14 protein-coding genes are annotated in these 13,377 nt (G+C 57.5%); 3 read left to right on the forward strand and 11 right to left on the reverse strand.

Translation table 11 applies throughout. From position 1 onward, the window contains the following. The first annotated feature begins 14 nt into the window (after window positions 1-14). The gene (locus ABNF92_RS18690) at window positions 15-1,640 is read left to right on the forward strand and encodes an outer membrane protein transport protein (RefSeq protein ID WP_349342981.1); all 1,626 of its coding nucleotides are present in this window, start codon (window positions 15-17) and stop codon (window positions 1,638-1,640) included. Between the two features lie 63 nt (window positions 1,641-1,703). Continuing rightward, window positions 1,704-2,732, forward strand: coding sequence for a MalM family protein (locus ABNF92_RS18695; RefSeq protein WP_349342982.1), 1,029 nt, complete (start codon window positions 1,704-1,706; stop codon window positions 2,730-2,732). 4 nt (window positions 2,733-2,736) lie between these two features. Here the strand turns inward: ABNF92_RS18695 and ABNF92_RS18700 are convergent, their stop codons facing one another. From ABNF92_RS18700 to ABNF92_RS18710, 3 genes are read right to left on the reverse strand one after another with little or no spacing between them, the layout of a single operon-like run. Beyond that, window positions 2,737-3,768 carry a polysaccharide deacetylase family protein gene (locus tag ABNF92_RS18700; protein WP_349342983.1) on the reverse strand — a complete coding sequence of 344 codons (1,032 nt, stop codon included), beginning with the start codon at window positions 3,766-3,768 and terminating at the stop codon, window positions 2,737-2,739. Window positions 3,769-3,814: 46 nt separating this feature from the next. Further along, on the reverse strand, window positions 3,815-4,489 hold the full coding sequence (locus tag ABNF92_RS18705) for a DNA-J related domain-containing protein (protein ID WP_349342984.1): 675 nt from the start codon (window positions 4,487-4,489) through the stop codon (window positions 3,815-3,817). Between the two features lie 19 nt (window positions 4,490-4,508). Beyond that, window positions 4,509-5,153, reverse strand: coding sequence for a TetR/AcrR family transcriptional regulator (locus ABNF92_RS18710; protein WP_136631822.1), 645 nt, complete (start codon window positions 5,151-5,153; stop codon window positions 4,509-4,511). Window positions 5,154-5,225: 72 nt separating this feature from the next. Between ABNF92_RS18710 and ttcA the strand changes: the two genes are divergently transcribed. Next, entirely contained in the window at window positions 5,226-6,140 is a 915-nt protein-coding gene (ttcA, locus tag ABNF92_RS18715) for a tRNA 2-thiocytidine(32) synthetase TtcA (RefSeq protein ID WP_136631821.1), read from the forward strand. Window positions 6,141-6,144: 4 nt separating this feature from the next. Here the strand turns inward: ttcA and ABNF92_RS18720 are convergent, their stop codons facing one another. From ABNF92_RS18720 to ccoO, 8 genes are all read right to left on the reverse strand, one after another. After that, window positions 6,145-6,834, reverse strand: coding sequence for a sulfite exporter TauE/SafE family protein (locus ABNF92_RS18720; protein WP_153633543.1), 690 nt, complete (start codon window positions 6,832-6,834; stop codon window positions 6,145-6,147). Beyond that, window positions 6,831-7,091 (reverse strand): cbb3-type cytochrome oxidase assembly protein CcoS, encoded by a 261-nt coding sequence (gene ccoS, locus ABNF92_RS18725; RefSeq protein WP_349342985.1) that lies wholly within the window; start codon window positions 7,089-7,091, stop codon window positions 6,831-6,833. The genes ABNF92_RS18720 and ccoS overlap by 4 nt, the downstream gene beginning before the upstream one ends. A 38-nt stretch (window positions 7,092-7,129) precedes the next feature. Continuing rightward, window positions 7,130-9,577 carry a heavy metal translocating P-type ATPase gene (locus tag ABNF92_RS18730; RefSeq protein WP_349342986.1) on the reverse strand — a complete coding sequence of 816 codons (2,448 nt, stop codon included), beginning with the start codon at window positions 9,575-9,577 and terminating at the stop codon, window positions 7,130-7,132. Continuing rightward, window positions 9,574-10,089: a FixH family protein gene (locus tag ABNF92_RS18735; RefSeq protein ID WP_349342987.1), complete on the reverse strand. Its 516-nt coding sequence runs from the start codon at window positions 10,087-10,089 to the stop codon at window positions 9,574-9,576. Before ABNF92_RS18735 ends, ABNF92_RS18730 begins: the two co-directional genes overlap by 4 nt. A 44-nt stretch (window positions 10,090-10,133) precedes the next feature. Continuing rightward, the gene (gene ccoG / locus ABNF92_RS18740; protein ID WP_153633541.1) at window positions 10,134-11,564 is read right to left on the reverse strand and encodes a cytochrome c oxidase accessory protein CcoG; all 1,431 of its coding nucleotides are present in this window, start codon (window positions 11,562-11,564) and stop codon (window positions 10,134-10,136) included. Between the two features lie 127 nt (window positions 11,565-11,691). Continuing rightward, window positions 11,692-12,582, reverse strand: a complete 891-nt coding sequence (ccoP, locus tag ABNF92_RS18745; RefSeq protein ID WP_153633540.1) for a cytochrome-c oxidase, cbb3-type subunit III — start codon at window positions 12,580-12,582, stop codon at window positions 11,692-11,694. Then, window positions 12,579-12,764 (reverse strand): CcoQ/FixQ family Cbb3-type cytochrome c oxidase assembly chaperone, encoded by a 186-nt coding sequence (locus ABNF92_RS18750; protein ID WP_064230202.1) that lies wholly within the window; start codon window positions 12,762-12,764, stop codon window positions 12,579-12,581. The genes ccoP and ABNF92_RS18750 overlap by 4 nt, the downstream gene beginning before the upstream one ends. A gap of 4 nt (window positions 12,765-12,768) precedes the next feature. Then, the gene (gene ccoO / locus ABNF92_RS18755) at window positions 12,769-13,377 is read right to left on the reverse strand and encodes a cytochrome-c oxidase, cbb3-type subunit II (RefSeq protein ID WP_064230201.1); all 609 of its coding nucleotides are present in this window, start codon (window positions 13,375-13,377) and stop codon (window positions 12,769-12,771) included.

Below are 13,377 nucleotides of genomic sequence, written 5' to 3' on the forward strand. Positions count from 1 at the left end.
AAGGGAAGGACTTCATGGGACAGAAAAGCCACAACCGTCAGATTCTCGCGGCCCTGATCGCCACGACCATCTCCTGTGGCGCGCAGGCCCAGCTGGCGCAGAACCTGACCATTCATCCCAAGGCGTTGGCGCTCGGCAACGCCGTGACCGCCGATCCTCCGGGGATCATGGCGATTCACTACAATCCTGCGGGCCTGACAAAACTGGACGGGCGTCAGCTGGAAGTGAACCTGATGAGCGTCTATCTGGACATTGACGCGGATTTCACAGCGCCAGAGGGCTATGAGATTTTCGGCATCGACGGGCTTGAGATTGACCCGCAAACGGGTAAGCAACGGGACCCGGTTGCCAATACCCACAGCCATACCAACAACGTGGCGCTGTATTTGCCCGGATACGGAATTCTGCGTGCGCCTCCGGGACCGGCCCTGGCACCCTCAGCAGGGATCAGCATCAACCCGCCGGGCTCCAAGCTGACCTTCGGTAATGCCTTCTACCTGCCGCTGGCGGCCGGTTTCTACCGCGACAAGGACGACCCCGGCCGTTATCAACCCCAGGCTACGGCGCTGCAGCGCACCACCTACCTGTCACCAACGGTGGGTTACGAGATCAATGACGATTGGTCGGTGGGAGCCGGCATACACCTGTCCCATATGGGGATCGCGGCAGACCAGTACATGCGAGCCCCCAATATGCTATTGGGTGTAGCAGAAATCCTGCAGGACGCCTTCAACTGTGAGAGTGGTGATGAGCCGCTCCAGCCCTGGCTGGCGCTTTGTGGTGGTAATGTTGGCCCCTGGGACGACATTGGCGCACTGAACATCAATGTTCAGGAAACCCTGTCCCCGACCTATGCTCTGGGTGTCATGTGGGAGCCGACAGACTGGTTCAGCTGGGGTGCGAGCTACACCTCGGAAGCCGAAATGAATATGAAGGGCACCTTCGAGATCCAGTACACCGACGACTGGTCCGGCTTCTGGCAAAGCGTGAACGGATCAGTCCTCGGAGCCATCACCTCGGCGATCCTGAGCCTGCCGTCCGGCGCGCCCAAGGAATCCGGGAACGTCAGTATGGATCTGGTGTATCCCCAGCATTTCCAGACCGGCATCAGTGTTGACGTGCATCCGAAACTGACCCTCAATGCCGACATTGGCTGGACCGATTACAAACAGTGGGATGCTTTCGTTTTCCGGTTTGACCGTAATCTGGAGTTTCTCAATGCGGCCCGGATTCTGTCACCGGACAATGCCACGCCCAATACCCTGAGGTTGCCGCTCGGTTTCAAGAGCCAGTGGAACTGGGCGTTCGGCATGGAGTTTCACGCGTCTTCCCGTCTGGACCTGCGAGCCGGGGTAGAGATACGGGATTCCGTTATCCCGGATGATCAGCGACAGGTAATGGCGCCTTTCGGTGGGGCAAACCTGTACAGCATCGGTATGGGCTACCAGTGGGACAAAGACACAGAAATTGACATGAATCTCAGCTACCTTCACTCGGTAGAGTCGATTCCCGCCGACACCAGCTGTAACGTAAACTGCGACAACATCACTAATATTATCTACAACCCGTATGCGGGTCTCGATATCAAGACGTCGCTCAGGGTTGTCATGGCAGGCCTCAGTTTCCGGACCAAGTTCTGAGTGATGCCACTAACCGAAGGGTAGTCATTCGCAGTGATTAACGGCTCTGTAGGTAAATCAGCCTTGTTTCTCTTTCTGGCAGCGCTTCTCGGAGGCTGCCAGATAGGTGGCTCCACGGTTTCGGAGCGGGAAGGCTATTTTACCTGGGTCGACGAACAGGGCAGGGTGCGATACTCCCCCATTGCCAGAGCAGGGAGTAGGGACTCTGATTCAGACGCTAGTGAGCAGCTCGATCCGGAGGTAAAGGCAGAGCCAGAGCGCTCCGGAAATCCGGCCAGCTCAGAGTCAGGGCTGGAGGAGGAAACCGAGTACACCCTTGAAAACTACCCTGATGCTACCGAGCTTGAGAAGGACGGCTACGTTCGACCCGGGGAGAGGCAGCCTTATTTCACCTGGCGCGATGCTGAAGGCAATGTCCGGGTTAGCTATTACCAGCCCGATACCCGTTCTGACGTTGAAAAAGGGCTGGTTGAGCCGCCGGTCCAGATTACCGAAGCCAGCGTGTACCATGCCGGGCCGGATCAGGCAGACCAGACGCCGGTGGAGGGTTATGACCCCGACGCCTTTGCCATACTCGGCATTGAGGCTCCAACCGATAACTTCTTTGCCCGATTTTCAGCCACCTGCTGCGAGTCACTGAATGTTCAAAGTCGGCAAGGGTGGCAATCAGGAAGGGAGTTCGGCGTTACCCTTAGTGAGGATTCAGCAACCCATCCGTTTCTCACCGGAACCAGTCCCTACCAACTGATTGCACTTCCCGACCCCGACGAGCAGGCAAGTCTGGTCATCCGCCTGCGCTCCTACGCCAGGGACGGCGTGTTTGTGCCCTCCCTGGTATTTCTGGATGAGACGATGGCGCCGTTAAGGCTGGTGACAGACCTGGTCATGGATTTTACCCCGGAGAACTGGCACCGACGCGGCTACCTGGAGGCCTGGGTACCTGCATTCCCCCGCCAGGGAGAGCGTTGGCTGGTCGTTTTTACCAGGGAGGAAGATTTGAAGGGCCAGACTGTTACCGAAACCAGTACCGGCCCCCGGAAAATCCCCCATGTCAGTCATGGTGAGATTGGCCTGATGCAGTTGGAGGAGTGAGGCGTCAGTCCTCCGGCTTACTCAGATCCAGCCACTGCTGGGACAGCCAGTAGTAGCTGCCATCACCGACAGGGTGCGTGCAGTTATAGCGGAACCGCCGGCTGTTAAAGGCCTCAGGGGCTTTCACTTCCACATTGCCGTCGATGACATCAAAGTCGATTCGTCCCTGACCGGACGCAAAGCATGTCAGTCGGTTGGCATCAATGGGGTCCACGAACGGGAAAACCAATGTGGGCGGATTCTCGGAGATCACGCCATCTGGCAGCTCTCCGGTATTAATAGGGAAAGCTTTACTGCGTAGCTTGTTCTCAAGGTTCCCCAGTTGACCATAGGCGTTCGTCATCGGAAAGCGAGGCAATCGGGTTTTCTCTGTTTGTTGTCCGATGGCTCCGGATTGCTGGCCAAAACCATACCAGCCCCGCTCGGCAATTTTGCGTTCCAGTGCCTGGTCAAACTCTCCGTACGGGTAAGCGAACATTGGTGCAGGCGAATCCAGTTCCTCTTCAAGGGATTCCTGGGCCGAATCGAGGCTGTTGGTAACCCGGGCCTGCCAGTCGCTTTCGCTCTCGTTTGGCTCTCGGGCAAGGTGTCCATGGTCTGCGCTGTGGTTAGCAATAGTAACGCCCGGACGCTCGGCCAGTTCCCGAATCTGATCCCAGGTCATATAGCCGTTTCGGCCAACGGCTTCGGTGTTTACAAAAATGGTATAGGGGTAGGCCTTTTCGGCCAGAAGTGGCGCCGCGGTATGGTAGACGGAGTCATAGGCATCGTCGAAGGTAATCGCGATGCGATTACCTTGCCCATCGGTACCGGCCAGTGTTGCTTCTGTGCCTTTGTGCAGATCCACAACCTCCAGCTCCAGATCCGAGATCATATCCAGCTGGCCCTCGAAAAGAGACACAGACGTACTGGTGGCGGGCGGCGTTGAATCACTGACATGATGGTACTGCAGGACAACGAGATCTGCGCGCGCTGCGGTGCCAGTCGCCATCAAAGTGACGATCATGGAAGATTTCAGGAATGCTTTAAGCTGCATATCGTCTCCTGTGTTTCTGTGTCCTGGCTCAGTTGGAGCGGACCGGTCAGATGCTATGCCGAAAATGGGCTTTCAGTACCGCAAAGGCCTGATTGAGATGCTGAATGGTTTCGGTCTTGCCGCCGCGGTCTGGATGGGCGTGCATCACGGCCCGGCGGAAACGCTTCTTGACCGTTGGGAAATCTCCGGGAACGGCCTGGAATCCAAGTACTTCCGCCGCCGCCTTCGCTTCGGCTTGCGCAGGTGCCTGGCCAGGCGAACCTGCCCAGAAATCATTCATCATCTGTTGGATTGCTTCCTCGGGCAGACGGTACTGGGACAGGTCCAGATAGAAATGGCGGAGTGTGTCGACACTGTCCGGAACACCCTCGCCACCGACCACCGTCTTCGCCTCGATGCGAATATTAAGAGGCGAGATTGTGAGGCTCTCGCCGGCCTCAGACAACTGGTCCCGCAGGCGGTAGAGCACATGGAACAGAAGGAAGTGAACCGGGTAGAGCTTTTCCGGTTCGCTGAACACAACCGCTCCAAGCAGTTCCCACGGCGGTTTCTGAAGGGCCTTGATCAGCGATAATTCGTTCATGCCTGCCGGTGCCGACCGGAGCTCGTGCTCAACGGCCACCAGAAGATGCTGAATCTGTTGTTCCAGGCAGTCGTCTTCATTTACTGCGCCCGGGTAAGCGGAGCGCGTTGGAGCATGGCGGTCTGTCATGGGACCCATGTTAGGGCACTCCCGGCCATCAGGGAAGTGCCGCTAACCTCGGGAGGCCGCCGATGAACAGAGCGCTCGAAAACCGCGTTGCCCTCAAAGCTTCGGCCTCTGCTGACTCCGGGTTCCTGTGCGCGCGTCGTGCGAGCGTCAGGCTGGTCTCGTAGGCGACCCCGAAAAAAGCGGCGCACAAGTACTCATGATCGATTCGGGGAAGCAGGCCTCGCTCCATAGCCTCACGGACGTCATCCTCCAGAGAGAGCATGGTCAGACCGAGAATGTCCGAACCGAACAGCTCCCGAAGCGCGCGATCATTGCGGTGTGCCAGCTCATAGACCAGCGGATCCCTGGCAGTCGCGGTGAAAAGTGCCAGATAGGCGTAGTGGATAAAATCTTCGGTGTTATTCGCCGCGCGCCGGTGGCGGGTGAGATTGTCATTCAGATTGGTCAGGAAGTCGGTGAGCAGAGCGGCGAAAATGTCCTGCTTGCTGGAGAAATAATTGTAGAAAGTGCCGGCGGCAAGACCCGTGCGCCGGACGATGTCACGGATGGTTGAGTTCTCATAGCCCCGCTCCCTGAAACATTCCCGGGCGGCATGCAGGATCGCTCCGCGGTTCCGAATCCGGTTCTGTTCCCGTTTGCCTGCGACCTCTTCGCTCGATTGCAACATATCCATGTCGGTATCCTGTCCCTGAATCCATGTGACGCGTATAATCGCACGTCCATTTGCCTTATGAACGTAGTGTGTATGTCCGAAGCAATGATCGCCAGTTCCGAACAGTCCCTCAACCCAGAGCGGGAGCGCCGCCAGAAGCTGGAGTTGAACAAGCTGCAGAAACGTCTGCGCCGCGAAGTCGGGCAGGCGATTGCCGATTTCTCGATGATTGAAGCCGGCGATAAAGTCATGTGCTGCCTCAGCGGCGGCAAGGACTCTTACGCCATGCTCGATATTCTGCTCAACCTGCAGAAGAGCGCCCCGGTTTCGTTCGAGCTGATAGCCGTCAACCTTGATCAGAAACAGCCCGGATTTCCGGAAGAGGTGTTGCCCGAATACCTGTCCTCCATGGGTATCGAGTATCACATCATCGAGAAGGACACCTACAGTATTGTTAAGGAAAAAGTGCCGGAAGGGAAGACTACCTGCGGTCTGTGCAGCCGGCTACGTCGTGGAATTCTCTATAATTTTGCCGAGGAGCACGGGGTTACCAAGATAGCCCTTGGTCACCACAGGGACGATCTGCTGGAAACCCTGTTCCTGAACATGTTCTATGGCGGCAAGCTCAAGTCGATGCCTCCGGTTCTGCATAGCGACGATGGCCGCAATACGGTTATCCGGCCGCTGGCCTACAGCCGGGAAAAAGATATCGCCCGTTATGCGGGGCTGCGGCAGTTCCCCATCATTCCCTGCAACCTGTGCGGTTCCCAGGAGAATCTTCAGCGCCAGGTGATAAAAGACATGTTCCAGGCCTGGGATAAGCAGCACCCCGGTCGGCTGGAGACCATGTTCCGCGCCATGTGCAATGTGGAGCCCTCGCACCTGGCAGATACCAATCTGTATGATTTCAAGGAAGGCAAGCGCCTCGGTGGCAAGCGCCAGGCCGTTCATACGGCGGAACCCGAGGCACAAACAGACTTCGGGCGTTTGGATGTACTGAACATCTAGCCGGCTAGTGTCCGGCCAGATGCAGGAAAGGCAGTGTCCAGAGGCCGAACAGGATCAGCAGGCCGCCGGTGACTTTGCGAAATAACCGGTGGCTCTGCAAGCCGCGAATCCAATTGGCTGCGAACCCCGTGGCCAGCATCGAGGGCAGGGTGCCAAGCCCGAAAAACAGCATGGTCAGCGCTGCGGAGCCCACCGTGGGCTGCAGTGCTGCCCACCCCAGCGTGCTGTAAACCAACCCGCAGGGCAGCCAGCCCCATAGCGCTCCCAGTGCAAGTGCCTGGCCGCCGTGGTTCACCGGCAGTAAGCGGCGGGTCAGGGGTGAGAGTCGTGCCCAGATTGGCGCGCCTACCCGTTCAACGTATCGGATCCCCTGCCACCATTGCCCCATGGAAAGCCCCATGAAGATCAGCAGAAGCCCGGCCAGGGTGCGAAGCACGAGGCCCGCAGAGGCCCACTGGCTGGCGGCCGATGTACTGGCCAGCGCGACCAGGGTGGCGATCAGCACATAGCTGCCGATTCGTCCGAAGTTGAAAGCCAGAAGCATGACGGTTTGCCGGAACCGGAAACCCCGGCCCACGGGAAGCGCCATTGACAGGGACGCGCTGATACCGCCGCACATTCCGAGGCAGTGCGTACTGCCAAGCAGTCCGATCAGGAAGGCGCTCGGATAACTGAGGTAGAGTTCCGGATTCATCCTTTCTGGGAGTTATCCTCATCCGGATTGGCGGCCTTGCTGACCTCCGATACTTGCTCAGGGGGCTGTTCTTCGGCAGCCGGTTTATCGGTGCGAGCGTCGTCCGGGATCATGTCCTTGTCGTCATCGTAAAGAATCCGATGGGCGGGGCCTTCGAGATCATCGTACTGACCGTTCTTGACCGCCCATGAAAACAGAACGATGCCCAGGGCCACCAGTATGAGCATCACCGGTACCAGGAACATTACGATTTGCACGGCGAAACCTCGTAGGAAAGAGTATAGGGTTTACGTTATCAGGACAGGGCCTGGGCGCCAACCGCCGGGTTTGGCTGAACCGTTTGCTTCGGTGCCTTGCCGAGCCTCAGCGCGTTCAACACAACGACCAGGGAACTGAGGGACATACCGATTGCTGCCAGCCAGGGCGGAACCATGCCTGCTGCTGCGAGGGGCAACGCGCAGACATTGTAGGCAAGTGCCCACCAGAGATTCTGTCGGATGATTCGCCGTGTTTGACGGCTGGTTTTCAGGGCTTCGACCAATTGCAGTAACTGGCCGTTCAGCAGAACGGCATCAGCTTTCAGTTGAGTCAGGTCTGCGGCTGTCCCCATGGCAACGGAGATTCCGGCGCCGGCCATGGACGGTAGATCGTTCAGCCCGTCGCCGATCATCATGATTTGCCGGCCCTCAGATTCCAGCTTCTGCAATACCGCCAGCTTTTCCTCCGGAGAAGCCTGCCCGATTGCTTCATCGATGCCCAGAATGCCCGCCACCTGCTCAACGTGGCCTGAGCGGTCGCCACTGAGCAGCAAAGTCCGAATGCCGGATTCCTGGAGGGCCTTGATGGCAGCTCGGGCATCATCCCGGGGTTGGTCGTCGAGCCTGAAGCAGGCCAGCCATTCGCGATCTGATGCCAGCCAGATCTCCATGCCTTGATGCTGCCCGGATTTGGGTGCGGGTGTGCCTACATGCTGTTCGACAAATCCCCGGTGACCAATGAACACCGTCATAGTGCCCAGCTGGCCTGAGAGTCCACCACCCAAATGATTTTCCACATCTTCAACTGCGGCGGTAGTCCGACGGTGGAATACTCTGGCGATCGGATGTTCGGAGTATTTCTCGAGCCCTGCCGCAAGCTTCAGGCAGGTCTCCTCATCCATGCTGCCGACAACCTCTGTACCGGTGAGACTGAGCTCTCCGCGGGTCAAGGTTCCGGTTTTATCGAACACGACGGTATCGATGGTGTTCATTGATTCCAGGGTATGGCCCCTCGTGGGCAAAAAGCCAAGGCGACGGAGCCTGACTGTTGCCGAGGTGATGGCGGTCGGGGTTGCCAGCGATAGCGCACAAGGACAGGTTACCACCAGTACCGATAGGGTGATGTCGAAGGCGTTGTCGGCGCCAGCCAGCCACCAGCCCATCCAGACCACCGGAGCCAATATGAGTACCCGCCCGACAAATTTCCCCGCCATACGGTCTGCCATCATCGCGACCTCGGGCTTTTCCGATTGCACCCGGTCCAGCACCCGGAGAATACCTGACAGCCGGGTTTGTGCGCCGGCCTTCACCACCCTTACATCAAGCGGATTCTCGCCGTTGACACTGCCGGCATGAACGGTATCCCCGGGGTAGCGGGTTTCAGGCAGATATTCTCCCGTCAGCGCAGCCTCGTTGAGAGTGGACTCTCCCCGCACGATCTCGCCATCCACGGGCAGGGTCTCACCGGGCCGAACCCGAACGATATCGCCGGGCCGAATCTGGTGGGCCGGCACTATGTCCGTATCATCACCGCTGACTCGTGTGGCAACTGTCGGCTGGAAACCTGCAAGGGCGTTTCCGGTTAGCCCCGCGCGGTAACGGGCCTGCACCTCAATATAACGACCGAGCAGCAGGAAGAAGGTAAACATACATACTGACTCGAAGTAGACTTCCTCGCCGCCAACGATGGTTACCCAGGCGCTGGCAAGGTAGGCAAGCCCGATCGCAATGGCAACCGGCACATCCATGGTCAGATGCCGGCTCTGTATATCCCGGCGCGCGTTTCGGAAAAAAGGGGCAGCGCTGTAGAGAACCACGGGGGTGGCAACCAGCAAACTGAACCACCGGAAGAAGCTGACAAACTCCGGCGACAGATCGTTGACCAGCTCAAAATACAGGGGAAAGGCCAGCATCATGCTCTGGAAAGAGCCTATGCCCGCGATGGCGACCCTGATAAGCATGGACCGGTGTTCGGCCTTGAGGGCCTGTTCCGCCTCGTCTGCCTGGTAGGGGCGGGCCGTATAACCCAGCTCATGAATGGCAATCAGAAGGTCGCTGAGCGGCGCCTGATCGGGGGACCAGACCAGCCGGGCTCTCTGTGTGGTGTGGTTTACCGAAAAGGAAACAACACCGGGCTGTTGTTTCATGTGGTTTTCAAGCAGCCAGATGCAGGCCGCGCAGGTAATCCCGCCAATCAGCAACTGGGCTTCCTGGGCGCCTTTAACCGGGGCAACAAAGGATTCCTGAATCAGGGGATGGTCAAGTTCCCTGATACGGTTCAATTCTGCTGCGGTCAGTTGCTTCGGTGTGACAGCCGGTTTTGTCCGAAAATCATAAAAACCGGTCAGACCCTCACTGTGGATGGTCTGGCAAACCGCCTTGCAGCCCTGGCAGCAGAAGTGGCGATTTGTGCCATCAAGCTCAAGGGTAATGGGCGGCTCACCATCTGCCGGTTCACCGCAGTGAAAGCAATCCAGGCTGGTCAACCTTGGGCAGACTCCCCGGCCTTGACCGTTATGCCGCTCTCGGAAGGCAGCCAGGCTTCTCCTTTGAGACGCCACTCGTTGGCCGGACCACGGAGGTCGTAGTACCAGCGGCCCTCAATATCGTTATGGAGCTTTCCGGCAAATCGTCCCGGGGCAACCTGCTGGAACTGGATTGTGCGGTCCTTGTCCGAAAGCGTTGGATGGAACAGGTTGAGAATCAGATAGGGGAAATCCGCCGGACCGTCAACGGTATTCAGGTTCACGGTGATGTTCCGGTTCTGGAAATCGATCTGGGCTTCCATCCCGAGATCGGCGGCTTTCTGGTCCCGGGCAATGGACATATTGATACCGCGACCTTCCTTCGACCAGTCGTCGGTGACCATCGCATTTTCAGTGCTGACAGCAATCGTGATGGCAACGGCGCAGTAAATAATGGATGCGCCCGGGAATATAAGCAGGAACCAGAACCAGGGCTGGCGATACCAGGGTGCTACGGGTGTTTCAGTTGTCATAAATCAGTGTCTCGTTAATGCGGTCAGGTTCGCGCAATCAGAAATCAGCGCGTTGGACCGACAAATCGGCTTTCAGTTTCAAGGCTGAGCGAAGAATCCGTCTCGGATTGCGCCCTGAACAGGATATCGTTGTTGGACTCGGTAATGGATTCCGGAGGCACATCGACAACCGTCGGCAATGAGCGGTTTTCACCACTTTCAACGGTTACCGAGGTGTCAGTCAGGATCCGGATCCCCTCCAGGCCGGTCACGGCGAGAGTGAAGGTCTGGGGAACCTCTGTCATATTGGCAATTTTCAGCGTGTAGGAGTTCTCGATCCGACCTTCGCCATTGAAACTGTATAGGGCGCCGCGATCACGGAGCGCATCCATTTGCGCCGGTACCCGGGTGACTATTGTGAAAATAATGGCCGCAACCATCAACGACAGGACCGCACCATAGCCAAAGGTTCGTGGCCGCAGGAGCTTCGAGGTCTTACCCTCGAGTTCATTCTCCGTGGTATAGCGGATCAGGCCCCTCGGGTAGTTCATCTTATCCATGATTTCGTCACAGGCATCAATGCAAAGGGCACAGCCGATGCACTCGTACTGAAGCCCGTCTCTGATATCGATACCCGTTGGGCATACCTGGACGCACTGGCCACAGTCGATACAATCGCCGAGGCCGGCCTCTGCCGGATCCACGCCCTTTTTGCGGCCACCCCGTGGCTCGCCGCGGTTTGGATCGTAGGAGACCACGCGGGTGTTGGGGTCAAACATGACGGACTGGAAGCGGGCATAAGGACACATGTACAGGCAAACCTGCTCGCGCATCCAGCCAGCGTTCAGGTAGGTGGCGACAGTAAAGAAGGCCACCCAGAAATAGGCCCAGCCATTGGCCTGCAACGTAAACAGGTCTGCGATCAGTTCCCGGATCGGGTAAAAGTAGCCGACAAAGGTCAGGCCGGTAGCCAGGGCGATCAGGAGCCATACCGTGTGTTTGGCGGATTTCTTGGCAATCTTGCTGGCGGAACTGGGAGCTTTGTCCAGTTTCATCCGCTTGTTTCGGCTGCCCTCTATGCGCTCCTCAACCCACATAAAAATGAACGTCCAGACTGTCTGCGGACATGTGTAGCCACACCAGACCCGGCCAAACAGGGTGGTAATGAAGAACAGGCCAAAGGCACAAATAATTAGCATTCCCGATAGAAGGATGAAATCCTTCGGGTAGAAAGTGGCTCCGTACAAATGGAACTCACGGGCAGGGAGGTCAAAATGGATCAGGGGTTGTCCGTCCAGCGTGAACCAGACGAACGCAAAGTACATACCCATTAGCAACGTCAGGCTGACATTACGAATACGCTGAAAGAAGCCTTTGACTTCCTTGACGTAAATCTTCTTGCGGCTGGCGTAAAGCTCGACGGTTCCGGATTTATTATTGTTGTCGGAGGGGTCAGAGGATGGGTCAACCTGTTTGACCGGAATCTCACTGCTCATCGTTACCTCCAGGAAAAGGGTAATGCGGGGCAACAGGCCTTTAGTCTGCTGATCTTTTCAAGCCTGGGCCCGCACGCAGACACAGGGTTGAAAAGACCGGGCCGGGGTCAAACCCCGGCCGGCTGACTCAGTTCGAGAGGCTGTAAACGTAAGCCGCGAGAATCTGAATCTGATCGTCTGAAAGCAGGCGATCCTGAGCTGGCATCTGGTTCTGGCGACCGTTCATGACGGTCTCCTTGATCCACTCATAGGTGGAGCCATAGAGCCAGGTGTTGTCGGTCAGGTTGGGCGCGCCCAGAGCCTGCATACCTTTACCCTCGGGGCCATGACAGGCCACGCAAGCCTGGGCAAAGACCTGTTCGCCCGCTTTGGCAGCCTCGGCGTCTTTTTCACGACCACTGAAGCTCAGAACGTAGTTCACAACCTGGTCAACCTGCTCGTTGGTCATGCTGGGCATGGTGCCTTTGGCTGGCATGTTACCCATACGGCCGTTATGGAGGGTTTCCAGAATCGCCTCAGGGGTACCGCCCCAGAGCCAGTCGTCGTCGGTCAGGTTGGGGAAGCCAACCTGGCCACGAGCGGCAGAGCCGTGGCAAACCGCACAGTTGTTGGCGAACAGACGCTGGCCAATTTTCATGGCGTCGTCATTCTCGGCCAATTCAGGAACCGGGGTCTGGCCGTACTGGGCGTAGATTTCACCGTATTTCTCTTCGGCCTCTGCTACTTCGGCTTCCCATTGGTTAACGGCGGTCCAGCCCAGAAGGCCTTTCCAGTTACCCAGGCCCGGGTAGAGCGCGAGGTACCCAAGTGCAAAAATGCACGTTGCGATAAAGAGATAGAACCACCACTTGGGTAGTGGGTTATCGTATTCCTCAATGCCATCAAAGGAATGGCCCATGGTGCGATCGGTTTCGGTATCGGTCGTCTGGCTCTTGCGGGTCGCCCAAAGCAGCCACCAGCAGCCGAATACGGTACCGAGCACGATCACACTGATCCAGATGCTCCAAAAGGTACTCATTCTTTTTTCTCCGTTTTTTCCTGTTCGAGCGTACGCTTTTCCACGTCGTCATCGTCGAAGGGCAGGTGGGCTGCCTCGTCGTTGGCCTTCTTGCGGTGGGCGCTGTACGCCCACCAGACGATTCCCAGGAAAACCGCCATTACCAGAAGTGTGTGAATACCGCGTAACTCATTAATATCCATGGGTTCACCGTTTGTCTGAAATCACTGTACCCAGCTGTTGCAGGTACGCGACCAGAGCCTCGATTTCGAATTTGCCTTCCACTTGGGCAGACGCTTCGGCAATCTGCTCATCGGTGTAGGGCACGCCCAGCGTCTGGAGGGTCTCCATTTTTGCGGCGGTCTTGGTGTGATCTACCCGGTCTTCGAACAGCCACGGGAAGGCTGGCATGTTCGATTCGGGCACAACGCTGCGCGGATCATAAAGGTGCTGGCGCTGCCAGGCGTCCGAATAACGACCGCCTACACGGGCCAGATCCGGACCGGTGCGCTTGGAACCCCACAGGAACGGGCGGTCATAAACGAACTCGCCCGCAACGGAGTAGTGGCCATAGCGCTCAGTCTCCGCCCGGAACGGACGGATCTGCTGGGTATGGCACACGTGGCAGCCTTCACGGATGTAGATATCCCGGCCTTCCAGTTCCAGGGCCGACAGGGGCTCAAGACCCTCCACCGGTTCATTGGTTTCCTTCAGGAAGAACAGGGGCACTACTTCGGCGAGAAAACCGCCGCTGATGGTCAGGACGATCAGCACGATCATCAGACCAAGGTTCTTTTCAACTATTTCGTGTTTCAT

The organism is Marinobacter sp. MMG032, from assembly GCF_040112695.1.
Classification (GTDB): domain Bacteria; phylum Pseudomonadota; class Gammaproteobacteria; order Pseudomonadales; family Oleiphilaceae; genus Marinobacter; species Marinobacter salsuginis.

Excerpts from the sequence above, each read along its gene's own strand:
- ABNF92_RS18690 (WP_349342981.1), top strand. The coding sequence starts at position 15 with ATGGGACAGAAAAGCCACAACCGTCAGATTCTCGCGGCCCTGATCGCC.
- ABNF92_RS18700 (WP_349342983.1), bottom strand. The coding sequence starts at position 3,768 with ATGCAGCTTAAAGCATTCCTGAAATCTTCCATGATCGTCACTTTGATG.
- ABNF92_RS18705 (WP_349342984.1), bottom strand. The coding sequence starts at position 4,489 with ATGGGTCCCATGACAGACCGCCATGCTCCAACGCGCTCCGCTTACCCG.
- ABNF92_RS18710 (WP_136631822.1), bottom strand. The coding sequence starts at position 5,153 with ATGGATATGTTGCAATCGAGCGAAGAGGTCGCAGGCAAACGGGAACAG.
- ttcA (WP_136631821.1), top strand. The coding sequence starts at position 5,226 with ATGTCCGAAGCAATGATCGCCAGTTCCGAACAGTCCCTCAACCCAGAG.
- ABNF92_RS18720 (WP_153633543.1), bottom strand. The coding sequence starts at position 6,834 with ATGAATCCGGAACTCTACCTCAGTTATCCGAGCGCCTTCCTGATCGGA.
- ABNF92_RS18735 (WP_349342987.1), bottom strand. The coding sequence starts at position 10,089 with ATGACAACTGAAACACCCGTAGCACCCTGGTATCGCCAGCCCTGGTTC.
- ccoG (WP_153633541.1), bottom strand. The coding sequence starts at position 11,564 with ATGAGCAGTGAGATTCCGGTCAAACAGGTTGACCCATCCTCTGACCCC.
- ccoP (WP_153633540.1), bottom strand. The coding sequence starts at position 12,582 with ATGAGTACCTTTTGGAGCATCTGGATCAGTGTGATCGTGCTCGGTACC.
- ABNF92_RS18750 (WP_064230202.1), bottom strand. The coding sequence starts at position 12,764 with ATGGATATTAATGAGTTACGCGGTATTCACACACTTCTGGTAATGGCG.
- ccoO (WP_064230201.1), bottom strand. The coding sequence starts at position 13,377 with ATGAAACACGAAATAGTTGAAAAGAACCTTGGTCTGATGATCGTGCTG.